This is a genomic window from Asticcacaulis sp., from assembly GCF_051956075.1.
Taxonomy (GTDB): domain Bacteria; phylum Pseudomonadota; class Alphaproteobacteria; order Caulobacterales; family Caulobacteraceae; genus Asticcacaulis.
This window is the reverse complement of record NZ_JBQCGA010000008.1, coordinates 105,065-131,230: the sequence shown is the minus strand read 5'-3', so window position 1 is coordinate 131,230 and position 26,166 is coordinate 105,065. Positions and strand designations below refer to the sequence as shown.

General features: G+C 63.6%; 27 protein-coding genes and 1 tRNA gene. 16 read left to right on the top strand and 12 right to left on the bottom strand.

From position 1 onward, the window contains the following. Positions 1–338, top strand: a 338-nt coding sequence (locus tag ACTHLA_RS02330; protein ID WP_440184957.1) for a hypothetical protein, incomplete at its 5' end; no start/stop codon positions are given. Then, positions 339–415, top strand: a tRNA-Met gene (locus ACTHLA_RS02325). Positions 416–518: 103 nt separating this feature from the next. On the opposite strand, the gene ACTHLA_RS02320 is transcribed toward ACTHLA_RS02325, so the two are convergent. Then, positions 519–1,478, bottom strand: a complete 960-nt coding sequence (locus tag ACTHLA_RS02320; RefSeq protein ID WP_440184954.1) for a helix-turn-helix domain-containing protein — start codon at positions 1,476–1,478, stop codon at positions 519–521. A gap of 625 nt (positions 1,479–2,103) precedes the next feature. Here ACTHLA_RS02320 and ACTHLA_RS02315 point away from each other — a divergent pair. Together ACTHLA_RS02315 and ACTHLA_RS02310 are read left to right on the top strand one after the other, a co-directional pair. After that, positions 2,104–3,744 carry a methyl-accepting chemotaxis protein gene (locus tag ACTHLA_RS02315; RefSeq protein WP_440184952.1) on the top strand — a complete coding sequence of 547 codons (1,641 nt, stop codon included), beginning with the start codon at positions 2,104–2,106 and terminating at the stop codon, positions 3,742–3,744. Positions 3,745–3,877: 133 nt separating this feature from the next. After that, complete coding sequence (locus tag ACTHLA_RS02310; RefSeq protein WP_440184950.1) at positions 3,878–4,675, top strand: HAMP domain-containing protein; 798 nt, start codon at positions 3,878–3,880, stop codon at positions 4,673–4,675. Between the two features lie 397 nt (positions 4,676–5,072). Here ACTHLA_RS02310 and ACTHLA_RS02305 read toward each other — a convergent pair whose 3' ends face one another. Continuing rightward, positions 5,073–5,606: a phosphoribosyltransferase gene (locus ACTHLA_RS02305; RefSeq protein WP_440184948.1), complete on the bottom strand. Its 534-nt coding sequence runs from the start codon at positions 5,604–5,606 to the stop codon at positions 5,073–5,075. A gap of 1 nt (position 5,607) precedes the next feature. Then, entirely contained in the window at positions 5,608–6,558 is a 951-nt protein-coding gene (locus ACTHLA_RS02300) for an MJ0042-type zinc finger domain-containing protein (protein ID WP_440184945.1), read from the bottom strand. Positions 6,559–6,675: 117 nt separating this feature from the next. Here ACTHLA_RS02300 and ACTHLA_RS02295 point away from each other — a divergent pair, with 117 nt between their 5' ends. The 4 genes from ACTHLA_RS02295 to ACTHLA_RS02280 are packed head-to-tail and all read left to right on the top strand — an operon-like array spanning position 6,676 to position 9,813. Continuing rightward, on the top strand, positions 6,676–7,452 hold the full coding sequence (locus ACTHLA_RS02295) for a cell division ATP-binding protein FtsE (RefSeq protein ID WP_440184943.1): 777 nt from the start codon (positions 6,676–6,678) through the stop codon (positions 7,450–7,452). Then, positions 7,449–8,357: a cell division protein FtsX gene (locus tag ACTHLA_RS02290; RefSeq protein WP_440184940.1), complete on the top strand. Its 909-nt coding sequence runs from the start codon at positions 7,449–7,451 to the stop codon at positions 8,355–8,357. The genes ACTHLA_RS02295 and ACTHLA_RS02290 overlap by 4 nt, the downstream gene beginning before the upstream one ends. A gap of 29 nt (positions 8,358–8,386) precedes the next feature. After that, complete coding sequence (locus ACTHLA_RS02285; RefSeq protein WP_440184937.1) at positions 8,387–9,055, top strand: YdcF family protein; 669 nt, start codon at positions 8,387–8,389, stop codon at positions 9,053–9,055. Positions 9,056–9,063: 8 nt separating this feature from the next. Continuing rightward, positions 9,064–9,813, top strand: coding sequence for a lysophospholipid acyltransferase family protein (locus ACTHLA_RS02280; protein ID WP_440184934.1), 750 nt, complete (start codon positions 9,064–9,066; stop codon positions 9,811–9,813). On the opposite strand, the gene ACTHLA_RS02275 is transcribed toward ACTHLA_RS02280, so the two are convergent. The 4 genes from ACTHLA_RS02275 to ACTHLA_RS02260 all read right to left on the bottom strand — a co-directional run bounded on the left by ACTHLA_RS02275 (position 9,788) and on the right by ACTHLA_RS02260 (position 13,198). Then, positions 9,788–10,495: a hypothetical protein gene (locus tag ACTHLA_RS02275; RefSeq protein ID WP_440184931.1), complete on the bottom strand. Its 708-nt coding sequence runs from the start codon at positions 10,493–10,495 to the stop codon at positions 9,788–9,790. The genes ACTHLA_RS02280 and ACTHLA_RS02275 overlap by 26 nt on opposite strands. Positions 10,496–10,517: 22 nt before the next feature. After that, positions 10,518–11,093 (bottom strand): hypothetical protein, encoded by a 576-nt coding sequence (locus ACTHLA_RS02270; RefSeq protein ID WP_440184928.1) that lies wholly within the window; start codon positions 11,091–11,093, stop codon positions 10,518–10,520. A 106-nt stretch (positions 11,094–11,199) separates the two neighbouring features. Continuing rightward, positions 11,200–12,219 carry a LacI family DNA-binding transcriptional regulator gene (locus ACTHLA_RS02265; protein ID WP_440184925.1) on the bottom strand — a complete coding sequence of 340 codons (1,020 nt, stop codon included), beginning with the start codon at positions 12,217–12,219 and terminating at the stop codon, positions 11,200–11,202. Between the two features lie 64 nt (positions 12,220–12,283). Then, positions 12,284–13,198, bottom strand: a complete 915-nt coding sequence (locus ACTHLA_RS02260; protein WP_440184923.1) for a LysR family transcriptional regulator — start codon at positions 13,196–13,198, stop codon at positions 12,284–12,286. A gap of 96 nt (positions 13,199–13,294) precedes the next feature. Between ACTHLA_RS02260 and ACTHLA_RS02255 the strand changes: the two genes are divergently transcribed. Continuing rightward, positions 13,295–14,053: an SDR family NAD(P)-dependent oxidoreductase gene (locus ACTHLA_RS02255; protein WP_440184920.1), complete on the top strand. Its 759-nt coding sequence runs from the start codon at positions 13,295–13,297 to the stop codon at positions 14,051–14,053. Between the two features lie 66 nt (positions 14,054–14,119). Here ACTHLA_RS02255 and rimM read toward each other — a convergent pair whose 3' ends face one another. The 3 genes from rimM to ffh form a co-directional block, all read right to left on the bottom strand. Then, positions 14,120–14,623 carry a ribosome maturation factor RimM gene (gene rimM, locus ACTHLA_RS02250; RefSeq protein WP_440184917.1) on the bottom strand — a complete coding sequence of 168 codons (504 nt, stop codon included), beginning with the start codon at positions 14,621–14,623 and terminating at the stop codon, positions 14,120–14,122. Between the two features lie 67 nt (positions 14,624–14,690). Beyond that, complete coding sequence (gene rpsP / locus ACTHLA_RS02245; RefSeq protein WP_440184914.1) at positions 14,691–15,140, bottom strand: 30S ribosomal protein S16; 450 nt, start codon at positions 15,138–15,140, stop codon at positions 14,691–14,693. 23 nt (positions 15,141–15,163) lie between these two features. Then, positions 15,164–16,732 carry a signal recognition particle protein gene (gene ffh, locus ACTHLA_RS02240; RefSeq protein WP_440184911.1) on the bottom strand — a complete coding sequence of 523 codons (1,569 nt, stop codon included), beginning with the start codon at positions 16,730–16,732 and terminating at the stop codon, positions 15,164–15,166. Positions 16,733–17,053: 321 nt separating this feature from the next. On the opposite strand from ffh, the gene ACTHLA_RS02235 reads away from it, so the two are divergent. After that, positions 17,054–18,001, top strand: a complete 948-nt coding sequence (locus tag ACTHLA_RS02235; protein WP_440184909.1) for a TraB/GumN family protein — start codon at positions 17,054–17,056, stop codon at positions 17,999–18,001. Between the two features lie 4 nt (positions 18,002–18,005). On the opposite strand, the gene ACTHLA_RS02230 is transcribed toward ACTHLA_RS02235, so the two are convergent. Beyond that, a complete protein-coding gene (locus tag ACTHLA_RS02230; RefSeq protein WP_440184907.1) occupies positions 18,006–19,715 on the bottom strand; it encodes a hypothetical protein in 1,710 nt (569 codons plus the stop codon). A gap of 173 nt (positions 19,716–19,888) precedes the next feature. Between ACTHLA_RS02230 and ACTHLA_RS02225 the strand changes: the two genes are divergently transcribed. The 6 genes from ACTHLA_RS02225 to ACTHLA_RS02200 all read left to right on the top strand — a co-directional run bounded on the left by ACTHLA_RS02225 (position 19,889) and on the right by ACTHLA_RS02200 (position 24,469). Then, a complete protein-coding gene (locus tag ACTHLA_RS02225; protein ID WP_440184905.1) occupies positions 19,889–20,599 on the top strand; it encodes a response regulator transcription factor in 711 nt (236 codons plus the stop codon). Positions 20,600–20,625: 26 nt separating this feature from the next. After that, positions 20,626–22,236, top strand: coding sequence for a stimulus-sensing domain-containing protein (locus ACTHLA_RS02220; RefSeq protein WP_440184903.1), 1,611 nt, complete (start codon positions 20,626–20,628; stop codon positions 22,234–22,236). Between the two features lie 38 nt (positions 22,237–22,274). Continuing rightward, a complete protein-coding gene (locus ACTHLA_RS02215) occupies positions 22,275–22,703 on the top strand; it encodes an HPr kinase/phosphorylase (RefSeq protein ID WP_440184901.1) in 429 nt (142 codons plus the stop codon). A gap of 138 nt (positions 22,704–22,841) precedes the next feature. Further along, complete coding sequence (locus ACTHLA_RS02210; protein ID WP_440184898.1) at positions 22,842–23,246, top strand: PTS sugar transporter subunit IIA; 405 nt, start codon at positions 22,842–22,844, stop codon at positions 23,244–23,246. Between the two features lie 121 nt (positions 23,247–23,367). Next, complete coding sequence (locus ACTHLA_RS02205; protein WP_440184895.1) at positions 23,368–23,664, top strand: HPr family phosphocarrier protein; 297 nt, start codon at positions 23,368–23,370, stop codon at positions 23,662–23,664. Between the two features lie 4 nt (positions 23,665–23,668). After that, positions 23,669–24,469, top strand: a complete 801-nt coding sequence (locus ACTHLA_RS02200; protein ID WP_440184893.1) for a hypothetical protein — start codon at positions 23,669–23,671, stop codon at positions 24,467–24,469. On the opposite strand, the gene ACTHLA_RS02195 is transcribed toward ACTHLA_RS02200, so the two are convergent. Beyond that, positions 24,461–26,047, bottom strand: a complete 1,587-nt coding sequence (locus ACTHLA_RS02195) for a carboxylesterase/lipase family protein (protein WP_440184890.1) — start codon at positions 26,045–26,047, stop codon at positions 24,461–24,463. The genes ACTHLA_RS02200 and ACTHLA_RS02195 overlap by 9 nt on opposite strands. Positions 26,048–26,166 lie beyond the last annotated feature (119 nt).

The window sequence follows — 26,166 nt, the reverse complement described above, 5'->3', positions numbered from 1 at the left end:
GCCTTCCAGGGCCGATGGTACTTCGTCTTAAGGCGCGGGAGAGTAGGTCGTCGCCAGGTCTACCAAAAACAGGTAAAATACCCTTCATACACAATACCCAAACCGGGCAGGCACATAAGCCCGCCCGGTTTTTTAATATCTCGCTGCCATACGCCGCGCAGGGTGGAGCAGCCAAGGCTTGTGACAACAAGCCGACAAAGCAAAAATACCGGGCTGCGCTCAATCGGTATTTACTCTTGGTGACGCGGGGTGGAGCAGCCCCGCCTGTGAGGCCAAAAGCCGAACAGGCAAAGCAAAAACAAACCGGGCTGCGCTCAATCGCCCGTACTTCTTGGTGACGCGGGGTGGAGCAGCCCGGTAGCTCGTCAGGCTCATAACCTGAAGGTCGTCAGTTCAAATCTGGCCCCCGCAACCAAAAATATAACAATAAAATCAACGATATAAACCGAGATTGTCATGCGGCTTGACGGCATCGACGCGCAGGCCATCCTGAACGCCGATATCCATCGAGATGGCGTTTATGTTCGCTGCGCGCCGCTTTGGCGCGTCTGCGATGGGGTCTCTCCGTAAGCCTGCATATAATAGCGCGCGAAACGCCCCACATGTTGAAATCCGCACGCCTTGGCGATTTCACCGATAGAGCAGGCATCGGCGTTGGATTGGAGTCTTTTGCGCGCCAGTCGCAGCCGCAGCGTCCGCAGATAGGCCCCCGGCGTCGTGTCGAGGAACTTACGAAAGCCGCTTTCCAGCGTACGGAGACTGACTTGCACCTCGGCGGCGACATCCGTCATGCTCAGGTCGGACGCGCAGTGGCGCCACATGTAGTCTCGCGCCCGCCGGATGTAGCCTGGTACGGCGCCGCTGCCCTGGCGTATCAGGCGATCCGTATAGCGGTGAGGCGAACACTCCAGCAGGAGGTGCGCAAAGGCGTCAACCAGTCTCTGCTGCAGTTGCGGCGTCAGTCCTGAACCGGAATCTGTGCCCGGCAAAAGGCTCAAGCGCTCCATCATGGAAGCGGCGATGTGGCCGTGCGTCGTCTTCAGATCAATTTTCGGAGTCAGACGAAGATCCGCTTCGATCGGGGCCTGCAGCAGTTCCGCAAGCACGCGCTCGGCGCGGCGAAACTCCATAGTCAGCCCTATGCATTCAAAGCAACCTTCAAAGGGGCGCATGCGCTTTCGCGTCAGGACGTGGTTCTGATAGACAAGGGCCTCGCCCGGTTCGGCGTCAATCCGGCCCGCTTCGCGCTGCAGTGAAACCCCGCCCACGACAGGTATGACCAGATTGATGAGGGAGCGTTCTGGCGAAGGCGTGTACCACCAGCCGCCATTGCAGTTCAGACGGTAGAAATAGGCGTCCGCCTGTCCCCTCTCTGACCCGCCCAGGCTAAGGACATTCAGCCGCCACCTGAACGCAGCTTCATCGCCTTCGGCCTGCATATTCGACGACAGTTTCCGCGATAGAAAGACGTCGCGCAAGGATGTAAAACTATCCCCTTCCTGAAACGGGTGTGTCTGTAATTCAGACTGACACATAGACTTGCTCCTGCCCCCGGACTGCGGCCTTGTTATTCTGAAGGCGCGGTCAATACCGGCGCATTGTAAAAAAATTCGTGATCACGGACGCCCGTCAGCAGCCAATTTTAGCTATTATAATCCCGAAAGCGAATTAAAGTTGAATTGCTCAGTAACGTAAATTTAGGCGTACGCAAGAATTTCAATTCGAGATTGTTTTTAGTTATATTCGCATATTGCAACAATAGCCTAAGCATAATGACTGTAATAGGCCAGAGTTCGCAGGACTTATCCATTTTGCGACATGAAACGCGCATCTTCAGATTGCGGTCATGCGGTATCATTCTCCTTTAGGCTTTCATTAACGATGTCGGCGCAGAACGAGTGCGTTCAGGCTAAACTATGGCCGGGGATCACTTAAATCACACGCGCTTCAGATAGAGGGAACTCTCTCCACTGACGCCGACCCTGCAGGTGACGACCTACATCGCCGACGCCTTTCTGGAACACGTGACACGTCTTTACTTTTCTTCGTGAGGCAAATGTGTCGCTAAAAAATATACCGATGATGGGCAAGGTGCTTGCCCTTATGCTCATCATGTCCATCGCTACTGTGATCACGGTGGCCTGGACAACGACCCGCATGACCGCGATATCCGGCGCCTATGGCGCGGTCATTTCGGGGCCTGGCGTCGCCAGCGTCAAAATGGAACGCGCCGCAAAACAGGTCATCAAGTCCGAAGCAGCGCTCTACAAGATGGCGTCCGCTGAAGACGCGCAACAGCTTAGCGAAGCGCGCAAGGATTTGAATACGGCGGAAAGCACCTTCGATCGTCAGACCCAGGTGTCCACACAGCTACTTCCCAAGGAAACCGGACGCATTTCCAAAATCGCCTCAACGTACCAGACGGTTCTGGCTCAAGCCTGCGGGCCGGTGGAGGCCGATGCGCTCAAGGACGCGCACGCGGCGCGTCAGCAGATGCGCCAGGTGTGCGACCCCGCAATCACGCAGGTCGAGGCCGGGATGAGCAAGGTTGTGGACGATACGCTGGCCGACAATGCCGCCGCCTCGTCGAGCGCGACGGACGATACGCGCAATACAGTGAATACGACCTGGGGCATATTGGCGCTGGCCGTTCTGCTGGCGGTCACCGTCGCCTTCTTTGTCACCCGCATATCCATTGTCCAGCCGCTTAAGGCCCTGACGGATACGCAGCGCGCCATGTCGAACGGCGATCTGGCGCATGTGGTGCCGGGGCAGGAGCGCAAGGACGAACTGGGCGCCATGGCGCGCACCGCGGAGGTCTTCCGGCAGGGGCTTGTCGAAGCCGAGCAGTTGCGTCTGGCCGCCGGCGAGCAGGAAAAACTGGCCGCAGTCAGATTGATTCAGGAGCGCAACGCCATCGCGGACGCCTTCCAGACGCGTATGGGCGCCTTGGCCAGCGCTTTCCAGAAATCCTCGACGGAAGTGTCCGAGGCTGCGCAGAGCCTGGCGGCGACCGCAGAGGAAACCTCGCGCCAGACCCAGGCCGTATCTGGCGCCGCCGAAGCCGCCGCCAGCAATGTGCAAACCGTAGCGGCGGCGACCGAGGAGATGAGCGTGTCGGTGCGCGAGATCAACGAACAGGTCAGCAACGCCGCCAGCACCTCCTATGAGGCGGCGGAAGAGGCGGCGCGCTCTGAACATGAGATCCGCGAATTGGCCAGCGCCGCTGAAGGCATCAACGAAATCGTCAAGCTGATCAGCGACATCGCCGCCCAGACCAACCTGCTGGCGCTCAACGCCACGATCGAGTCGGCACGCGCGGGCGAGGCGGGACGCGGCTTTGCGGTCGTCGCCTCCGAAGTCAAGGCTTTGGCCAGCCAGACGGCGCGCGCCACCGACGACATCGCGGGCAAGGTCAATTTCATCCAGGCGGCGACGCAACGCGCCGTCGGCTCGATCGGACGTATCGTCGCCACAATTCAGAATGTACGGTCCATCTCGACCGCCATCGCCTCGGCGGTCGAACAGCAGAGCGCAGCCACGGCCGAAATCGCCAGCAACACCACCCGCGCTGCTGGCGGCGCGGCGTTGGTCACCGAAAATATCTTTGGCGTCAATCGCGCCGCCGAGATGACGGGCGCCGCCTCGACGCAACTCATGGGGCTGTCCGGACACCTGACCAGTCAGGCTGGCGATTTGCGCGCCGAGGTCGAAACCTTCGTCCAGCAACTCCGCGCCGCCTGAACCGCGACATCCGCCTCTTCCAGCCCGCCCGCCTGATGCTGCTCAGGGGGGCGGGAGATAGCTCATATACTCCCTGATGCGGCTGAACTTCGCCTACGGCCAAGGGGGGAAACGTCACTTAACGGACACGCTGATGACCCTGAAAGCTCGCATTCTCGTCTATATGGCGGCCAGTATCGGTCTGCTGCTCGTCATCCTCACCATCGCGATGGTTGATTTCACGCATTTCGACCATTTGCTGACTGCCAATGCAGAGGTGCTGGATGAGGCCGCTGCAGCAGACCATGTCCGCGCCCATATCAGCCTGATCGCGCGCGATACAGCTCAGGCGAACCTCAGTGGCGCCGCGCCGCCGCGACATCTCGCCGCAGACCTGCGGCGAACGGAAGCTGACGTCCGGACCTGGCGGCGGGCGACGCTGAGCGACGGCGACGCGCGAATTCATCAAGTTCAGGACAGCGTCGATGCGGCGCTGAAAACTGACCGCGCCGCGCTTTCCAACAGGACCAAACCCGCAGCGGCTTCATTCGCAGCGCTCGGCGACGATCTGGACGTCTATGTCGCTTCACTGGATCATATGCGCGACCAACGCGATCAGAAAATAGAGGCTTTCCAGCGCGTTGGCCTGCATCGCATCCTGCTGGGCGTTGTGGCGGCCGCCACGCTTCTGGTTGGCGGCATTTTCTGGGTGATGACCATAAGGATCACCGGCCCGCTGCAACAGGTTTCCGCGATGATCCTGCGGCTCGCGCAGGGGGATCTCGACATTGAGCCGCCAGTGCAACCAAGCAGAAAAGATGAAATCAGCGACCTGATGAACGCTCTTGGCATCCTGATCCAACACTCACGACAGGCGAAGTCGGACGCGGAGCAACTGGAAATTCTACGTGTGGAGCGTGAACATCGGCTCAGAGCGATTTTCATCGACTGACGATCTGCTGCGATCAGTTTGTGGCGCGGACGGCGCGCCATCCGCCTGCTGCTTCGATGCTTTTTGCGGCTCCCAGTAATCGGCGTCGTCGCGCGAACGCGGCGGGATGACGGGCTGGCCGTCTTGCTCACAGATGAGATCGTGCAGGCTATCGGCATCATAGACCCGGTCGACCACGCCTTGTTCGACCCAGCGATAAGAGCGCCGTATATAAGACCCACATAGATCGCCGGCATCATTTTAATACCGCAAGTTCGGCCAGTCCCATGGACTGAGCCAACTCATCGGTCCGCGCCTCTCGTTGCCCAGGGATCAGTGCAATTACGTCAGTGAATAAGCTATTATCAGAATTGAATCCCCTATCGAAGTTAACCTTTGGGGGCTGTAAGCTATTGCTCTAATCCATAACCCCGATATAGGGCAGGCCGCGATACTTGCCTGCATCGTCAAGGCCATAGCCGACCAGATAGCGGTTCGGCGCCTCCCAGGCGCAGAAATCGGCCTCGATCTCGCGGCGCGCCCCTTCTTTCAGCGGATCGGGCTTGCGCGCGAACACGCAGGTCAGCACTTCTGACGCGCCGGCCTCCCAGCATATGTCGCGCGCGATCTTGAGCGAGGCGCCGGTGTCGAGCACATCGTCGATGATCAGCACCTGCCGACCCTCGACCGGGCGCTGCAACGGCGCGCGGATCAGCATGGTCCCGGCCTCGCGCACATCGCCGTAGGACGACAGCCAAAGGGCGTCGAAGGCGATGTCGCGCCCGCGTTTGTTCAGGGCGCGCGTCAGGTCGGCGGCGAACCAGATGCCGCCGGTCAGCAGACACACGCCGACGCACGTATCGCGAATATAGTGCGCAAGAAGGTCGGCCAAAGCGTCCACGCGCGCCTGCACGTCGGCTTCGGACAGCAGGACGGGGGGCTGATCAGTCATCTCAGTGCGCCCCGCCCGCATCCGCCAATGTGGTGCGCAGGGCGGGGGTCGCATGATCCGTCACCTGCGCGGTCGCTGGCGCGTCCATTGGCGCATCTGGGGCCACGGCATGGACTTCCTGAGGGGCGTCCTGAGGCGTGGGCGGCTCCGATGCAGCCGCGACGGGCGCTTCGGTCGCCGCCGCCTGCGCCGCCTCGTCCGCCGTTTGCGGCGCAGCGTCGTCATGGCTGTCCGCATGGCGCAGCGGTGCGCGCCCTCCGCTGGCTTTCAGCGCTTCGAGATCGAAATCCATGTCGATGGACGAGGTCAGGTTCTTCGGATCGGCGACGTCAAAGGTCAGGGTGCGCGTCTGGTGCGCCGGCACCGACAGTCCGCCGGACGGGATCAACGCCGTCGAGAAGGTTTGCAGGCTGGCGTCCATCAGCTTGACGCGCACCGGTGGCACCGGTACGGCCTTGTCGCTGATGTTCCTGATCTGCGCCTTGACCGTGACGTAGAAACGCCCGCCCTTGAAGCTGGCGTCGGCGCTCTTGGTTCCGAATTCGAGATGGGTGGCGTTGACCTTGACCCCGACCATGGCGTAGGCGCCCGCGATGCGCGGGAAGGTGCGCACAATATCGACGCGCAGGATGAAGGCCAGGGCCAGAACCGCGATGAAGCCGGTCGCCAGCCCGCCCCAGACCAAGCCCTGCGCGGTCAGCGCCTTGAGCCGCTGCTTGTCCTGCAACAGGGCGCGGTAGCGCGACGGCAGGCGCTCGGCCTTGACCTTTTGCAGGTCTTCTACGCGCGATTTGGCGGGGGCTTCGGGGGCCAGTTCGATCGGTTCGGCGGGCGGCGCCTCGGCATGCCAGGTCGTCTTGCAGGCGGAGCAGCGCACCTTGCGGCCATTCGGCCCCAATTGGGACTCAGAAAGGCTGTAACGCGTACCGCAATTAGGACAACTCAGGATCATGATCGCTCAGACAACAGCCGAATCACTGCATAAGCCGGTATTAACCAAATACGGCTTTTTAACCTTATGTCCCGAAAAGTCTTAACAACTGATCAAATCTGAGGCCCTCAAGCGCTCATGTCCCGCCGCCCGGAAAAGTCCCCGGATTTACAATCGGCGCCCACTTCCGGCGGGCCGGTGGTGGCGTTTGACGGGGTGTCGCTCGGTTACGGCCTCGGCCCGGAACAGCCGCCGCTGAACGGTGACGACGATCCGCGTCTGATCCTAAAAAATCTGACATTTCAGTTGCCTGCCGGGTCGTTTCACTTCCTGACCGGCCCGTCGGGCGCGGGCAAGACCTCGCTGCTGAAACTGATCTATCTGGCGCAGCAGCCGTCCAGCGGCCAGATCGCTCTGTTCGGCGAAGCCATCCGCCCGCACGACCGCGCTCAGAGCGCCCGCCTGCGCCGCCAGCTCGGCATCGTGTTTCAGGAATTCCGCCTGCTCGATCATCTTAACGTCTTCGATAATGCGGGCCTGCCCCTGTTCGTGCATGGTCAGAGCCCGAACGCCTATCGCGACGACGTCACCGAACTCTTGAGCTGGGTCGGATTGAAACACCGCATCCACGCCATGCCGGAGCTTTTATCCGGCGGCGAAAAGCAGCGTCTGGCCATCGCGCGCGCGGTCGTGACGCGCCCGACCCTGATCATCGCCGATGAGCCGACCGGCAGCATCGACTACGCTATGGGCCTGCGCATCATGCGTCTGTTCATCGAGCTGAATCGGCTGGGTGCCACGGTGCTGATCGCCACCCATGATGAAAGCCTGGTGCGCGCTTCGGGCATGCCCGTGCTGGAGCTGAAGGACGGCCGCCTGACGCGCCGCGCCCTGTCGAAAGGGGCGGGCGGATGATTACCTTCTTCCTCAACCGCTTCCGAAACTTACAGGCGCGCGATCTGCTGCCGCGTCAGGACGAGCGCGAGGTCGCCCTGCATTACGTCATCGGCGTGCTGTGTTTTCTGGCCTGCATGGCGGCTCTGACCGTGGTGGCCTCGGACCGCGCCGCGGCGGGCTGGTCGCGCGACATCCGCTCGGAAATCACCGTGCAGGTGCGGCCGCAGGGGCTGGAAAGCGGCTCGGTCGCCGCCGCCCACGCCGCCGAGGCGCTGGCCGGGATCAAGGGGGTCGGCCAGGTGACGGCGCTGGAGCCGGACAAGGCCAAGGCGCTGATCAAGCCGTGGCTGGGCGACGCCGTTCTGGACGATCTGCCGATCCCCAACCTGGTCGAGGTCAGCCTCGATCCGCGCCACCCGGCCAGCCTGCACGACATCCGCACAGCCCTGTCGGCGCAGAATATCGACGCCTCGGTCGATGACCATTCGGTCTGGCTCAAGGACGTGCAGCAAAGCGCGCTGACCATCAGGCTTTTGTCGCTGGGCGTCTTCCTGATCATCGGTTCGGCGACCGCCGCCGTGGTCGGTTTCGCTACGCGCGCAGGGCTGGCGGCGCGCGGCAATATCGTCGAGGTGCTGTCTTTGTGCGGCGCTTCGGACATCTTCATCGCCGAGCGTTTTCAGAACCGCTTTGCGCGCATGGCGTTTGAATCGGGCCTGCTGGGCGCGGGCCTGTCCGCCGTCGCCATGGCGCTCATAAAAGTCACAGGTCGCTCACAAAGCTTCGCCCTGGCCCTTCCCTTTTCCTGGTCGGACCTGTTAATATTACTTCCTTGTCCGGTTCTGGTGGCGCTGATCGCTGCGGTAACCGCGCGCATGGTGACGCTCAGACTGCTGGGCGGCGGCCCGAACAGGGCGGCTTAGGGCTATTCGGGGAGGCGGACATTAAGCACATGCGGTCCTTGATTGCGCTCGGCGTCGTCGTGCTGCTCTGGCTGGCTGGCCTGCTGGTCTTCGCCGACCGCGTCATCGACTCCACCCCCGCCATCGAACCCGACGATCCCGCCGACGCCATTGTCGTGCTGACCGGCGCATCGGATCTGCGGCTCAAGGAGGGCATGCGCCTGCTCGAACGGCGCAAGGGCCAGCGCCTGTTTATCTCCGGCGTCAACCGCGAAGTCACACGTCCGCAATTGCAGAACGTCACCGAAGGCTCCCGGCGCCTGTATGAATGCTGCGTCGATCTCGGCTATGAGGCTGAAAATACGGTTGGCAATGCGCGTGAAATCGCCGACTGGGCGCGTGGTCACGACTTCTACGACCTGATTGTGGTCACTTCCGACTATCATATGCCGCGCGCTCTGCTGGAGCTGAAGGCCGACATGCCGGATGCGCATTTCATCCCCTATCCGGTGGCGACGCCGGAGCTGGACGCGCGCGACTGGTGGAAATCGCGCAAGGGCCAGCGGCTTATCGTGCTGGAATACAGCAAATATCTGGCCATTCTCGGACGCGACGCTATCTTAAGCGTTTCGCACGCCTTTGGCGACAAGGGCGAGACGCCCAAACCCGGCTCCGAAGCGACCGATTCGGCGTCGTTGTCCGCTTCCGCCGCTTCATGAGGCCATTTTTGACCCGACTGCGTTCCCTGCTGTTCATGCTGTGGCTCTATGGCTCCATGGCGTTTTTCGGTCTCGTCTTCTCGCCCCTGCTTTTACTGCCATCGGTCTGCGCCATGGCGGTTATCCGTTGGTGGGCGAAGTGCGTACTGTTCGGCGCGCGCCTGATCGTCGGCATCCGTGTCGAATTTCGCGGTCTTGAGCATCGCCCCGACGGGCCTGCGCTGATCGCGGGCAAACATATGAGCATGCTCGACACCATCGCGCCCTTCGTGGTGCTGAAGGCGCCTGCCTATGTGCTGAAAAAATCGCTGATTTATCTGCCGTTTTTTGGCTGGTACGCCTGGCGCACGCGCATGGTGGCGATCAAGCGCGAAGACGCGGCCAAGGCGCTGAAAAGCATGGTGACGGCCTGCCGGGCCAGTCTGGCCGAAGGGCGTCAAATCCTGATCTTCCCCGAAGGCACGCGCTCCGACCCCGGCGACGATCCGGTCTATAAGCCGGGCGTGGCGGCGCTCTACCGCGATCTCGACGTTCCCTGCCATTTACTTGCGACCAATTCCGGCCAGTTCTGGCCCGGCCACGGCATTGACCGCAAACCGGGAACCGTGGTGTTCGAATTCCTGCCGCCCCTGCCTGCGGGTATGAAGCGCGCCGAATTCATGATCGAGGTCAAGACGCGCCTGGAGCGCGAATCGGCGCGGCTGATCGTGGAACAAGCTAAGGCTCCTGCCTCTACTGCCCGCTCTCGTACTGTTTGACGATCTGGTACTGGGCCAGGCGGATATCGAGTTCGGCCAGGCTGTCGGTCTTGCCGTCGTCGTGCAGGCGCACATCGGTCAGCTTGCGCTGGGCGTCGGTGTCGAAGGCGGCCATCAGTTGCAGCAGTTCCGGCTTGGTCATGAGCTGGGCGGTCTGGGTCGCTGACAGGTTCAGGATATTCTCCTCCAGCTCGGTCTGCGCGTTGGCGGCGATGGCGGCCAGCCGGTATTTGTCGCTTTCGCTCAGCTTGGAGAAGTCGATATGCCGGGCGACCTCGGCGATGATCAGCTTCATATGTTCGGTTTCGACGAAGTGGCGGATCAGGGCGTCGGTGCCGTCAACGCGGAACAGGGCGCGCGCCAGCCCGACGCGCTCGGCCAGGGCCGGATCGGTGACGGCGGCGTCCGCGGCGGGCGAGGCCGCCTGATCGGCGGTGCGGTTGTTATAAAGCGCCGTCACCGCCTCGGCGGTCTGGCGCGTCAGGGCGTCGGGAACCGGCACGGGCGGCGCGGCCCCCTGACCGGCGGACAGGCCCGCCGTGATGTCGGAGGCCTTGGCGTCCGGCCCGCTCAGCGACAGGATGGCCAGCATGGAGCGCGTCTGCGGCGCGGGCGCGGCGATGGCCGAACCGGCGGTGAAGGCGACGCACAGAACGGCGCACAGTGTCAGGTGATGATTCATGAAAAAGCCCCCCGCGCAGGTTTTAGCCGGTCTGCGCCTGCGACCAGGTCTTGACGATCTTGACCACCGCATCGACCATATAGTTCTGCACCGCCGTGGCGTTATCGTCGGGCGTGAGGAACTTGACCGCATTATATTTGGCGGCGGCGGGCGAGGCGTTGGCGGTGATAAGCTGATGAATCTCGTCGGCGGTGAAATTCTGCGCCTGCGCGCTGGCCACGGCGTTGATCAACTCGGCTTGCGTCGCGCTCAGCACATTGTCGGCGATCTGGTTGTAGCGCGCATCCTGTTCAGGCGTCAGCTTGTCCACACCGGCGCGGTCGATGATAACCAGGCGCGTGGCGGTCTTGGTGGCGGCGATGACATTGCGGATATTCTGGGTGACGCCGTTCAGCTCCATGAGCTGCTTGTAGAGATCGATCTTCTGCTGCGCCTCGGCGGCGTCGGCCTTGTCATTGATCTGCGCGACCGCGACGGCGGCGACGTCGCCCGCCGCAATGGCGCGGTCCATTGGCGCGGCGGCGACGATCTCCTGCGCTCCCGCCGGAACAGCGGCCAGGGCCAATCCGAGGACGGCGAGGCTGTATATCAGACGCATGGCGGCTCCCCTTCACCTGATGCTTAACCAAACACTACCGCGCCCTTCGCCATCAGGCAAGCGCGTCGCGTAACGCAGTGATCCGGTGTGGCTTTTCGGGCGGGATTCACCCGCCGCACGAATCCCGGATGACCAGCCGCGTCGGAATGCGCGTCATCGACACCGGCTCATTGTCGATCAGCGCCGCCAGCGTATCGACCAGCACGCGCGCCGCCGTGGCCGTATCCTGATGCACGCTGGAAAGCTGCGGCCAGGTGCAGGCGCACACCCACTGATCGTCAAAGCCCATCACCGAAACGTCCTTCGGCACATGGCGGCCATGCTTTTGCAAAGACTGGATGGCGCCGACCGCCAGCAGGTCGGTGACGGCGAACACGGCGTCGAAATCCGCGCCCTCACCGATCAGCCTGTCGATGGCCGCCGCGCCCTCCTCGCGCGAAATGAAGCAGTCGATCGCCAGGGCCGGATCGGGAGTCAGGCCCGCCGCTTCATGGGCGCGCAGATAGCCCTTATGGCGCTCAAAATATTCCGAATGGTTGGACGAGGCCTCGCCCAGGAACAGGATGCGCTTGCGCCCCAGCCCGATCAGGTGGCGCACGGCCTCAAACGCGCCGCCCTCATTATCGGAGCCGACGAACAGGTCGGGTGTTTCCGGCATTTCCGGGCCAAACACCACCCAGGGCTCGCCGATGGCGCGCAGGGATTCGACCTTTTGCCGATAGGCCTCGAAATTGCGGTAGCCGAGAAAAATGATGCCGTCGGCGCGGCGCGCGAAGCCATAATCGGCGCTCCAGTCGTCGCCGTCCTTTTGCAGCGAGACCAGCACATCGACCCCCTTGTCCGAGGCGTAGTCGAGGATCGAGCCGATCAGCGGCAGGAAGAAGGGATTGATGCGGTTGTCGGGATGGTCGAGATCCTGCGACACCAGCACGGCGATGGTGTTGATCTTCTTCGAGCGCAGTTTGCGCGCATTGATATCGACCGTGTAGTTGAGCTGGGCCGCCGCCTCATAGACGCGCTGGCGGATGGCGTCGCTGACCGAGGGCGCGCCGGACAGGGCGCGCGAAACCGTGGCCTGGCTGACCCCGGCGAGGGCGGCGATATCGAAGGAGGTGGGGCGTCTCATCAGCTTCTTATTTTGGCTTTGTTGCGCAGCATGGCATTGCAGGACGGCTTAGGCAAGGGGCGGTTTAGACAAGGGAGGCCTCGTTGAGATAATCGCCGATCGCCGCGCTCAGCCAGTCCATGAAGGCGCGCACCCGCCTGGCCTGATGGCGGCGGCGCGGCCAGATCAACGACACGGGCAAAGGCTCGGCCTCGTACTGCGGCAGGATCTCGATCAGCCGACCCGCGCGCAGATCGTCCGCCACGCCGGTGCGCGGACACTGGATAAGGCCGAGGCCCGCCCGCATCGCCGCCTGAAAAGCCAGGGTGTTGTTGACCGTGATCCGGCCCGGCATATCAAGCGTGCGCCAGGTATCGCCGTCGCGATATTCAAAACCATAGGGCCTGGCGCCCATGCTGGAGACGTAATGCACCATCCGGTGCGTCTTCAGATCGTCGAGGCTTTGCGGCAGGCCATGCTGCGCAATATAGGCGGGCGTGGCGACATTGATCATGCGCATTTCGCCCAGCCGCCGCGTCATCAGGGCCGAGTCCGACAACAGGCCGACGCGCAGCACGCAGTCGAAGCCCTCGGCCACCACATCGACGCGCCGGTCAGTGCTGGACAGTTCCACACTGAGCGCCGGATGCGCATCGAGAAACTCTGGCAGGCGCGGAATGACGACATTTTGCGCCAGCACGACCGGCATATCGACGCGCAAACTACCGGACAGGGCGGCGGGGGTCTGCAAAAACATGGTGTCCATATCGTCGAGATCGGACAATAGGTCGCGCGCGCGTTCATAATAGGCCGCGCCGTCGTGGGTGAGTTGCACCCGCCGCGTGGTGCGATAGAGGAGCTGGGTCTGCAAGCGCGCCTCAAGCTGCGCCACGGCCTGAGAGACGCTCGATTTCGGCAGGCCAAGATCGCTGGCGGCGGCGGTGAAGCCGCCCAATTCGACCACGCGCACAAAGGCTTTGGCGGCGGATAAGGGGTTCATTGTTCCTATTTTCTGAACAGTGATGTCTCAAATATGCAATTTATCGCAAAAATTGAAAACAGTATAGTGGCCTCATCTTATCAAGGAGACCTATCCATGACCCAGAAGATTGCCATCATCACCGGCGCCAGCCGCGGCCTTGGCCGCAATATGGCGCAACATCTGGCCGCCCACGGCGTCGATATTCTGTTCACCTACCGCACGCAAAAGGACGAGGCCGACAGTCTGATCAACGATCTGGCCGCGACGGGCCGCAAGGCGGTCGCGCTGCAACTTGACACCGGCGAGACGTCACGTTTTCCGGCCTTCGCCGATCAGGTGCGCGACGCGCTCAAGGCTCACTGGGGCCGCGACGATTTCGACTTTCTGATTAACAATGCCGGCATGGCGCTCTATGCGCCCTTCGCCGAAGTCACCGAAGCGCAGTTCGACGGAGTGATCGACGTGCATTTCAAGGGCGTGGTGTTTCTGACGCAAAAACTGCTGCCGCTGATGCGCGACGGCGGGCGCATCGTCAATATCTCGTCCGGTCTGGCGCGCTTCAGCTATCCGGGCTCATCCATCTATGGCGCGACCAAGGCCGCTATCGACGCCCTGACGCGCTATCTGGCCGTGGAGCTGGGGCCGCGCCGCATCACCGCCAATGTCATCGCGCCGGGCGCCATCGAGACCGATTTCGGCAATGGCAATGTCCGCGACAACAAGGAACTGAACGCCGCCATCGCCAGCCGCACGCCGCTAGGCCGCGTCGGTCTGCCCGACGATATCGGCGGCGCGGTCGCCATGCTCCTGTCCGACGAAGCGGGCTGGATCAACGGTCAGCGTATAGAAGTCTCCGGCGGCATCCACGCCTAGCAGGGGCAATTGCCCCAACCCCGGAACAGACGCACCCTCGGGGGCGCGAACTTTCTGGCGGCCTGATCAGATTCCACTCAAATTCACTACGATCACGCGCTCGGACAACCTGACCTCCGGCACGTGGTCGTTGGTGAAGGCGAGATAGAAGTTCGCGCCTTCGAGCGGCCGAATATCCAGAAGATCGCCCGCACCGAAATTATCGACATTGGCCACCTTGCCGACCGGCTTTTCGTTCACATCGACCACGTCCATGCCGATCAGGTCGGTGACGTAATATTCGTCCTCATCCGGTTCCGGCAGGTCGTCGCGGTCGATAAAGAGCTTCAGCCCCTTGACCTTGTCCGCCGCCGTGCGGTCAGGGATTTCCTCGGCGCGGATCAGCAACGCGCCCTTGTGCTCGCGCGCGGCGGTGATGTTCAGCGCGGGCAGACCCTTATCGTCGAGCAGCGGATTATATTCCAGCACGCTCAAAGGATCGTCGGTAAAGCTCAGCAGCTTGATCTCGCCCTGCACGCCATGCGGCGCGCCCAGTTGCGCAACCAGAACCAGATGGGGGTGTTCGCTCATCGTCATCTCATACAGGAAAGGGCCGGGACTTGCATCCCGGCCCTGAACCTTAAACCGCGTCAGACGCTTATTCCGAAGCAGGCGCTTCTTCGGCGGCGGCTTCCTCAGCCGGAGCTTCCTCAGCGGCGGGCGCGGCGGCGGCGGCTTCAGCCTCGGCCTTGGCGGCGGCCTCAGCTTCCAGACGGTCGGCTTCGCGCTGGGCGCGCTCGGCGGCGCGTTCCTGAGCCTTCTTGCCCGGCTGCGCCTTTTGCGGGTTGTTGCCGTGTTCCCACTTCACCAGGCCCTCTTGCGACAGGAAGCGCGCGACGCGGTCGGTCGGCTGCGCGCCCTTCTTGAGCCATTCGGCGATGCGCTCGACCTTGAGCGTCACGCGCTGGGCGTCCTTGGGCAGCATCGGGTTATAGGTGCCGACCTTTTCGATGAACTTGCCGTCGCGCGGCGCGGTCGCATTGGCGACGACGATGGTGTAGTAGGGGCGCTTCTTGGAGCCGCCACGGGACAAACGGATTTTCAGCATTTCATTACTTCCTTTGAAAGATGCTATTTCTTAGTTGGGTCAAAAGGTTTGGCGCCGGGCAGGCCCGGCAGACCGGCGAAGGGCGATTTGCCCGCGCCGAGATTTTTCAGTTTCTCTAAGTCGAGCGCCGGATTGACGCCGGTGAGCGGATTGCCGCCGGGAGCGCCTTCGCTCATCTTTTTGGCCATGTCGGCCAGTTCGCCCATATTGGCTTCGCTGGGCATATTGCCTATAGCGCCCATCTGGCCGCCGAACATCTTGGCCAGTTGCCCCATCGGGCCGCGCCCGTTGGAGCGCGCCATCATCTTGAAAGTGTCGGCCATCTGACGGTGCTGTTTCAGGAGGCGGTTGATCTCCGACACCTCGACCCCGGCGCCCGCCGCGATGCGGCGCTTGCGCGAAGCGTTGAGCAGGTCGGGCTTCTTGCGCTCAAGCTTGGTCATCGAGGTGATGATCGCCACCTGCCGGTCGAAAATCTTTTCGGACAGGTTCATTTCGTCCATCTGCTTCTTGACCTTCTGGACGCCCGGCAACATGCCCATAATGCCCGACATCCCGCCCAGCTTCTTCATCTGGCGCAACTGATCGGCCAGGTCGTCGAGGTCGAACTGCCCCTTGGCCATTTTCTTGGCCATGGCCGCAGTCTTGGCGGCGTCCAGCTCCTGCGAGGCCTTTTCGACCAGGGCGACAATATCGCCCTGCCCCAGAATCCGGCCCGCGATGCGGCGCGCGTCGAAGACGTCGAGCGCATCGACCTTTTCACCGGCGCCCAGATATTTGATCGGCAGGCCGGTGACCGCGCGCATGGACAGCATGGCGCCGCCGCGTGAATCGCCATCGGCGCGCGTCATGATCAGGCCGGTCAGCGGCAGGCGCTCATGGAAGGCGGTGGCGGTGCGCACCGCGTCCTGCCCGGTCAGCGAGTCGGCGACCAGGAAGGTTTCGGTCGGCTGGGCGATCTTGGCGATCTGCGCCGCCTCGCTCATCAGCTCCTCGTCAAGCGTGGTGCGGCCCGCCGTGTCGAGGATCAGGACATCGAAGCCCTGAAGTTTGGCGGCGCTCAGGGCGCGACGGGTGATGTCAACGGCGCTCTGGCCGGCCATAATCGGCAGGAAATCGACGCCGACCTGCTCGGCCAGCAGCTTCAACTGCTCCATCGCCGCCGGGCGGCGGGTGTCGAGCGAGGCCAGCATGACCTTCTTGCGGTCGAAATTCTTCAGGCGCAGGGCCAGCTTGGCCGAGGTCGTCGTCTTGCCCGACCCCTGCAGACCGGCCATCAGCACCACGACCGGCGGCACGGCGTTGAGGTTGATCGGCTCCGGCGTCTCGCCGCCCAGCATGTCGATCAGGCCGTCATAGACGATCTTGACCACCTGATCGGCGGGCTTGACCGCCTTGATGATGGCTTCGCCTGTGGCCAACTCCTTGGCCTTGGTCATGAACTGGCGTACGACCGGCAGGGCCACGTCGGCCTCCAGCAGCGCCACGCGCACCTCGCGCAACGCCGCCTCGACGTCCTTTTCCGAAAGGACGCCGCGCCCCGAAAGGCTGTCGAACAGACCGGACAGGCGCTCGTTAAGCGTGTCGAACATGAGCCAGAATACCTCTATCTTCTGCGTCCGGCCTGCGCTCGCTGAAAAACAAAAAACCCCCGAGGGCGCAACGCGCTGTCGGGGAGCCTCCCCAGCCTCTGCGAACCCGAAGGTCCGTTCCCGTGCTGGCGAAGGGGTCTGTTTTCGGAGCGCGCAAAGCCTCGCGCGCGGATGTGGCCGGTTCAATGACGCAAAAGCCGGGACGAGTCAAGCCGGGTGGAGTCAAGGCCGCGCCCCGGAATGCCGGGTCGGATGCAAACGCTCTGGGTTGTCGCCTTGGCTCGTGATAATCTCGCCTCGAACAAACGGGAGGGGGAAGGCGTGTTCAGGCGCTTCATTATAACCATTGCCGCCCTATGGGGCTGTGCGTCCACCGGCTTTGCACAGAACCCGAACGACGCGCGCTGGTCCGATGCGGTCACCGTCGTCGTGCATGCGCCGCCGACCATCACCGTACATGGGCGCTGTCCGGCCATGTGGCGGCTGTCGCGCGGCGGCGCCAGCGTCTGGGTGCTGCCGGTCCTGCTCGACGCGCGCGGCGATGGCTGGGACACAGGTTGTTTTACGCGCGCGCTGAAGGGCGCCAATGTCCTGTTGCTCAACAGCCCCTATACCGGCGTCAAGGCGGACTACCGGTATCTGCGCGCGCCTTTGCGCCTGAAAAATGTCGTGTCGCCAGAAACCTATGCCCGCTATGTGGCGGCGGCCAGACGCGTCCATGACGATCCGGCCCGCTACGATGTGCTGACTCCCGCGTGGGCGGCCTATCCTTTGTACGGAGACGCCTATGAGACGCATTTCCATCACGAAAGCGCTCCCGCTGACGCGGCGGACATGGCAAGGCGACGCAATGTGGCTGTGCAATATGTTCCTTTTTTCGACGGTGGGCCGCGCCTGCGCAATGCACGCAACGGCCTTGATCTCGCCGGACAGGAGGCGTGCCTGAACAGCATGCTCGACCGGCTGGACTTCACCCTCGGCGACATGGACGCCGAAATCCGCGCCTGGAAACGCGGCGATCTGGCCACGGTGCTGAAACTTTTCCCCAAGCGGGACGACCGCTGTACGCCGCCGGACGTCGCCACGGATGTCCCGGCGGAAAACAGTAACCGCTGGACGCAAAGCGTGATGGATGCGCTGGACAAACCCGGCAAGAGCATCGCCGTCATACCGCTCGACTGGTTCCTCGATCGCGGCGGCGTACTCGACCAGCTTCGCGGGGCGGGCGTCGAGGTCGCACCGCCTTCGGCCCTGCAGGACGCGCCGTAAGAGGCTACGCCGCCAGACCCGCCGCCTGCATCATCGGGCGCAGGCTGGCCAGAATCTGCGGCTGGCCCATCAGCGCCTGCCGCACGGAGGATTCGCGCAGCAGCTTCATCGCCGTCTCGCGGGCCTCATCGGCGAACGGCCCCTGCGGCGCGGTCTGGCCTGCGGCGAAGCCCATAAGCATGACCAGCTTCTGCACGGGAGTCGCCGGACTGCGCAGCACATGCGCGATCAGCTTGCTGTCCTGCGCGATCAGGGCGCCGATCTGACCCAGCCTGGCGCAGATGTCGTCGCCGTCCTTGTCGACAAGCTGGGCGGCGCGCACGCGCGTCTGCAATTTCCCCAGATGCTGCAGGCGCTGTACCGGTGGCAGATGCGACTCGCGTAAAAAACGCTCAAACTTCGTCTGACCGACAAAGGTCAGGAGCCAGCGCGCCGCCTGCCGCTTATTGGCGGCGCCCGCCATGTTTTCGCACAGCCAGATCAGCCGCTCGACCTCTTCGCCCGCATCGTCGGCGTCCTCCATCAGGGCGGTGACGAAATCGGCGGTCGCCAGCTTCTTCGAGCGTTCGGTAAAGGCGTCCTTGATGTCGTCGCGCTGTCCCTCGTCCTTACCGGCGGCGGTCATGCACAGGGCCAGGGCGCGCAGCGTCTCGATCTCGGCCATGGCGTCGCCCGGACACAGGCGGCGCGGGCCTTTCAGTTCGGTGACGCAGCGCCTCGAAACAATATAGTCCAGTTGCGGCATATGGCCGTCCTGAATCAGGCGGCTATACCCGGCCAGCGCGCCGTCCAGCGGCGGCATCATGCGGGCCACGCGCGCATCGTGCTGCGCGATCAAGGCGACTTCGCGCGCGGCGGCCAGTTGCGTCAACAGGGCCAGCGACCGGCCCAGATCCAGCTCCGCGCCGGTCAGGTCCGCCAGACTGCCGCGACCGGAAAAGATTTCCACGACCGGCATTTCGATCACCTGCATCGCCCAGGCGCGGTCGGCGACCACCCCGGACAGTTTTTCCGCCAGATCGAGCAGGGCGGCCAGCTTGGCGGCGGGGCCTTTGGCGTCTTTAAGCCGCCGCGCCAGAGCGCCGCCCAGCACATAGGCGCGCTCCGGGTGGTCGCGCAGCCGGTCGACTGTCGCGACAAAGCCGTCCGGCGTCAGATCGGGAAACAGATTCTTTTGCCCGTCCTGAATGACGCGCGCGCAGGCGCGGTCGAACAGGGCCTGCCAGCGGCGGATCAGTTCGTGCAGCGGCACGCCGGTGTCCTGACTTTCCGGCACGGACAGCTTCTGCGCGACATGCAACAGGTCGTTGCCGGAGGCGTCGAGTTTTTCGGCCAGATGCGGGCTGTGCAGCAATTCGAACGGCGTGGCGTCCATGCGCCGCAGCCAGTCTTCGAGCAGGCGGGCGATCTTTTCGCGCGCGGGCTGGGTGTAAAGGTCGGACGGGCTGGCGCAGACCGCGTCGGTTTCGCGAATGATGTGCGGCTTCTTCTCCGGCGCGACGACGCCCTTTTCCATCAGGCGGTGCGAGCGAAACTCGCCGGTTTCCGGGTCGAAGGTCTCCTTGGAGACGCGCACGGCGGCGCGACCGTCGGCCAGCAGGTCCTCGGCGGCGGCGAGGGCCTGTTCGCGCGACTCGGTGGCCATTTCCAGCCCCCACGACGCCTTGACGTTGCGGCGCGAAAACACTTCATAATGGACAGGACGGTCTGTCATTTGGCGCATTTGCCCCTTGATTTCGCAACAAAACCTACACACATCCCGTTAAATTATCCTTGAAAGTCCGAAATTTGCCGCGTTGACGCCCTGAAAAGAACCAGCTTAGGGTAAAATGGGATAGGCAGACGAACAGCGGCGCCGTCGTGCGCCGAAACCCCTGAGGAGACCTCATGGCCCGAATCACTCTGGTCGATGACGACGAAAACATCGTGACCAGCGTCTCGCTGGCGCTGGAAAGCGGCGGCCATACCGTACAGGCCTATTATGACGGCGCCGCCGGTCTGGCCGCGCTGGAAAAAGACCCGCCCGACCTGGCCATTCTCGACGTCAAGATGCCGCGCATGGACGGCATGGAGGTGCTGCGCCGCCTGCGCGCCACCTCCAATCTGCCGGTCATCATCCTGACCTCAAAGGACGACGAGATCGACGAGGTTCTGGGCTTCAATCTCGGCGCCGACGACTATATGCACAAGCCGTTCTCGCAGCGCCTCCTGCTGGAGCGCGTCAAGGCGGTCTTACGCCGGGCGGGCATTGTCGAGCAGGGCGAGGCGCCCGACGTGACCGAGGCGCGGAACGCCAAGTCGCTGAAACGCGGCAAGCTGGTCATGGACGCGGCGCGCCACGAATGCACCTGGGACGGCAAGCCCGTGCGGCTGACCGTGACCGAATTCCTGCTGCTGCACGCGCTGGCGCAACGTCCGGGCTTCGTCAAGAGCCGCGACAATCTGATGGACGCCGCCTATGACGATCAGGTCTATGTCGACGACCGCACCATCGACAGCCACATTAAGCGCATGCGCAAGAAGTTCCGCGTCGTCGATCCCGAATTTGATTCCATCGAGACCCTGTACGGCGTCGGCTATCGCTATCGCGAAGCCTGACCTGTGCGCAGGGCGGGCTGATCCCGATGGCTGACCGACACGACAGCGGCGACCTGGAGCGTCCAACTTCGTTACGCCCATCTTCATTGCGCCCGGCTTCGCTCCGTCTGACCTTCGGGCGCTCAAAGCTGGGACGGCTGATTTTCGGCCTTAACCTGATCGGCCTGCTGATTATCGCCATCGGCGCCCTGGTGCTGTCGGACTTACGTCGCGGCCTGATCGTCAGTCAGATGGATTCGCTGACCTCGCAGGCCCAGGTGGTCGGCGAGGTGATCGCGGTGGTCGCCACCGAAGGCGAACCCGAGCCCATGCTCGACGAGGACAATGCGCTGGAGGTGATGTCGCGCTTCATCCCCGCGGGTGAGCGCGCGCGCCTGTTTGACGCGCAAGGCAAACTGATCTCCGACTCCTACGTTGTGTCAGACGCCATTGACGTTTCGCAACTGCCGCCAGCGCGGAAAAGCAGCGCCCCGCCGCCGCCGGACAGGTCCGCGCTCAAGGCGTCGCGCCGCAGAACCGCTGAGGCGCAGCTTGAGCGCGAGGTCAGACTGGCTCTGAGCGGTCGCACCGCCGCCTCGGTGCGGCTGGACGAACGCGGCAAGAAGGTGGTGTCGGTGTCGATCCCCTTGCGCCGCGTCAAGGAGGTGCTGGGCGTTCTGACGCTGGAGCGCGGCGACGTCGATAAGATTGTCTGGGCGCAGCGCTGGGCGATGGCGCCGTTTATCCTGATCGCCTTTGGCGTCAGCCTGTTATCTTCGCTGCTGTTGTACTGGCTGGTCAGCCGTCCGATCGACCGTCTGAGCGCCGCCGCCGACCGCGTGCGCATGGCGCAGACGCGCGCCATCTCCCTGCCCGATCTGGAAAGCCGCAAGGATGAGATCGGGACGCTGGCGCGGTCGCTGGAAAGCATGACCGAGACCCTGTGGCGGCGCATGGAGGAAATCGACCGTTTCGCCGCCGATGTCAGCCACGAGATCAAGAATCCGCTGACCTCGATCCGCTCGGCGCTGGAAACCCTGCCCATGGTCAAGGATGAAGCGGCGCGCGAGCGGCTGATGAACGTGCTGGCGCAGGATGTGCGCCGTCTCGACCGCCTGATCACCGACATCTCCAACGCATCGCGCCTCGACGCCGAACTGTCGCGCGACACGCCGCGTCGCGTCGATGTCGGCGCCCTGCTGGAAGACATTGTCTCGCTCTATCAGCAAAGCCATCTGCCGGGGCAGGTCGGGGTCGTCCTGCGCCGCGACCTGCCCGCGAAAATGCGCGTGTCCGGTCGCGAAGGCCCGCTGGGCCAGGTGTTCCGCAACCTGATCGACAATGCGCGCTCCTTCTCGCCCGAAGGCGGCGAGGTGCGCGTCGCGGTCGCATCGTCGGGCGATCCGGCCCTGCCCGTGGCGATCACGGTCGAGGACGACGGCCCCGGCATACCGGAGGAGAATCTCGAAACCGTCTTCCAGCGCTTCTACACCTCGCGGCCCAAGGGGACGCGCTTCGGGCAGAATTCCGGCCTCGGCCTGTCGATCTCGCGTCAGATTGTCGAGGCGCACGGCGGTCGCATCTGGGCCGAAAACCGCAAGGACGCCGACGGTCAGGTCACCGGCGCGCGCTTTACGATTCACCTGCCGCAAGCCTGAGCTTTGCACGGGCCGAAGTCTGTGCGTAGATGCCGCCCATGAGCCAGCTTCTTCTTCACGCCACCAGCCTCAGCCTGCCGGTCGGAATGGCATGGCGCGGCGTTCTGATCCTCGGCCCGTCCGGCGTCGGCAAGAGCGACCTGGCCCTGCGCGCCCTGCAGGCTGGCTGCGCCCTGGTCAGCGACGACTATTCGCGCCTGTGGTCGTCGGGGGGCCACCTGTACGCCGGTCCGCCCGAAACCATAGCGGGTCGGATGGAGATACGCGGCCTTGGCGTCACCGGGGTGGCGCCGCGCGCCTTTACGCGCGTCCATCTGGCCGCGCTGGCGCAGGACGAGACGCCCGAACGCCTGCCGGAGACCGAGATCACCGATTTTCTTGGCCACCGCATCCCCACCATCCGCGTCAATCCGCGCCAGGCCTCCAGTTTAAGCAAGCTGTTGACCGCCCTGCGCGGACGCGTGTGAGCGACAGTTTTCCATCACAATACGCTTCACGCGAATTCTGTTTTGCAGTGCGATGAAATCGGGCATATGATGGCGAACTTCCGCAGGCGCGAACATGACGCTGGGGAAGCTGTAAGGGCTTAGGGACACAAAGGCTTTATGATCGGATTGGTGATCGTTACGCATGGCCGTCTGGCGGATGAGTTCGTCGCGGCCATGGAGCATGTCGTCGGCCCGCAGGCTCAGGTGACCGCCATCTGCATCGGCCCTGAGGACGATGTGGCCCGTCGCCGTCAGGATATTCTGGACGCCACCTTCGCCGCCGACACCGGCGACGGCGTCATCCTGCTCACCGACATGTTCGGCGGCACGCCGTCCAATCTGGCCATTTCGGTCATGGAGCAGACCAAGGCCGAGGTGATCGCCGGTCTGAACCTGCCCATGCTGATCAAGCTGGCCTCCTTGCGCAAGAACGAAACCCTGAGCCAGTGCGTGTGCCACGCTCAGGAGGCCGGGCGCAAATACGTCACCGTCGCCTCCTATGTGCTTTCCGGCGATAACTGACGCATCGCCTGGGAATTTTGCTTGCTCTACCGCTTCGCTGCTTGAGAGCTGAACGACAACTAACCCCTTTACGAAAAGCGCAAATCTCCCCATTCTCAGTCCTCTACCGGGAGGATGAAGCGTGGGCGACACCGACAATCCGGCGGACGCGGTTCGCGCTGAGGTCGAAATCTGCAACAATAAGGGCCTGCACGCGCGGGCCTCGGCCAAGTTCGTCAAACTGGCCTCGAACTTCGACGCCCAGATCTATGTGATCAAGGACGATAACCGCGTTGACGCCCAGTCGATCATGGGCCTTCTGATGCTGGCCGCCGCCAAGGGCTCGCACATCGCCATTGAGGCCGAGGGCGCGCAGGCGCGCGAAGCGGTCGCAGCCCTGTCCGAGCTGGTCGCCAACAAGTTTGACGAAGAGGCGTAAAGGCGTGCGCGGCAAGCTGCTCCTTCTGCTCACCGCTCTGTGTCTGTCGGCGCCCGCATGGGCGCATGCCGAGGGTGAGACCGGCGACGGCGCCAATCCGCTGCTGGCCCCCGTTAAGCCTGCGGTCCCCAGGCGCAGAGCGAAGCCCAAGGCCAAACCGACCCTGCCCGCCGCGCCGATTCCCTACACGGCCTACACCGCCGGCAAGGCGCCCGCCGCCAGCCCGGCCATCGCCAAGGCCCTGACGCCAGATTCGACCCCGCATTCTGCGCCGTCCGCCGCGCCGCTGACGCCCCTGCCGCCGCCGGTGGCCGTCGGCGAGGTTCCGGCGCCCGCCCCCGCCCTGCCGCAACAGCCCCTAGCGGCCCCGCCGCCGCCCGCGCCGCAGGCGGCGGCTTCTGCGGCGCAGCCGACCGCCCCCGCAGAGATCAGTCTGAAATGCGACACCCAGGTCACCGAGGGCAAACGTCAGGTGTCGCGCGGAAGCTTCTATATCAACCTGTTTCCGTCACCAGTCTTCCCCGATGCGCAGGCCGATTTCAAATTCCTGTTCGTCGATCCAGCGCATAAATCGCTGATCCGCGACTCGATCTGCCTTGATACGTCCTGTTCGGCTACGGTCTCCGGCGCCGCCTATTATCTGGTCAACCGCCGCACAAAGCACGGCGAAGCGCTGCGCATCACGCTCGACCGCAGCAATGGCGCCTTCTACGCCGAGGAGATCGACAAGGGCATGACCGGCGGCGCGCATCTGGGCGAACAGGGCTGGTGTACGCCGCAGAAGCTGCCGTCCGCGCTATTTTGATGCCGCATCGGCGGCCTTGGCCGTCACGTCCAGCCGCGCCTTCCACGGATCGGCGACCGCCTTGGCGCCTGCATCCGGCGTGAGGATCAGCAACTCGTCCTTCGTCGCGTCATAGACCGGCCATTGCGGCAGGCCCGCGCCGTTCGGATCACCGGTCTTGGCGAAATTGGCCCAGTAGGCGTGCATCAGCCGCGCTGCGGCATGATCCTCAGCCGTCGCCGCCTCGCCATAACGCGCCTCAACCGTCTCGAACACGAAGGGCAGTTCGCTGGCGTGCGGCGCGCCGAAGGGCGAACCGGCCTTTTTCTGTGAGGCTGTGTAATCGAAGCGGTATTCATAAACGGTGCGGCCATGCGCGCTCAAGGCCTGCGCGGTCAGGCGCGCGGGCTCCTCCATGACCTGATCCATGCCGACCTCGGCGTTCAGCAAGGGCAGAGGCGCAGAACCGTCCGGGTCGTAGGCCTTGCGCGCGGCGTCCGCCTCCGCGCCGAAACTGGCGAACAGCGCGTCCTTATCGGCAGCGAATTTCGGCATCAGATCGCCGCTGGTGGCGCCGACCATGACGGATGCGCCGACATCGCGTCCGGCGGCATAGGCCTTGTCCGGGTCTTCGACGACGATATGGCCGTCCAGCATCGGCCCGGCATAGGTGTCCGGCTGATAATCGGCCAGGCCAAGACCGCTGACAATGGCGTCGGCGGGCAGGGCGCGCAGCGCCTTCAGCGCCGCAGGGCCGGTTCCGTCAATGCCGTGCGCTTTTGCAAAGGCGACGCCGATGTTCTCGCCGGACGGGCGGCCCGGTCTGTCGTCATGCAACAGGCGCGGCCCCATCAGATTGCCACGCCCGCCACCCGATTCGATGATGGCGCGGTTGAACAGCCCCTTGCTTTGCGGCGAAGTCAGAAGCGTGTGCATGGCCGCGCCGCCCGCCGATTCGCCGAAAATCGTCACCTGATCGGGATCGCCGCCAAAGGCCGCGATATTGGCCTTCACCCATTTGAGCGCCGCAATCATGTCCATATAGGCGTAGTCGCCCAACTGGCCGTGATCGGCGTCTTCCTTCGTCAGTTCGGGAAAGCCGAAGAAGCCGAAACGCCCGACGCGGTAGTTGAAACTGACAAAGACGATTCCGTCGCGCGCGAACGCCTTGCCATTATAGATGGCGGGCGAGGTTCCGCCCGACACGTAGCCGCCGCCATACACCCAGACCATGACCGGCAGCTTCTCGCCCGACTTCGTATCAGCGGGCCGCCAGACATTCAGATAGAGGCAATCCTCCGACGGCTTAACGCCAAGCGGCGCATCGTCGCCGCGTAAGGGGTGTTGCAGGCAGTCCGGCGCAAAATGATCGGCGACGCGCACGCCCGTCCAGCCCGGCGCCGCCTGCGGCGCGCGCCAGCGCAAATCCCCAACCGGCGGCGCGGCGTAGGGAATGCCCTTGAAGCTCTCGACATCGTACTGGGTGACGCCCTCCACCGCGCCCTGCGGCAGGGCGACGGTTTGGGCCAAGGTGGTGCCGGGCAGGGCGGCGGGTAAGGTCAGGGCCAGCAGGGCGGCGACGGCGCTCAGGGTTTTCATAGCGGCTTCCTCCATTTTTGCGCAACCCTATCACGATGGCGCCAGCGCGCAAACCGCCGGATTTACGCGCTTCTTATCTGGCGGCGCGCTTAGGGCTTGGAAAATTTAGACGGCGCTGC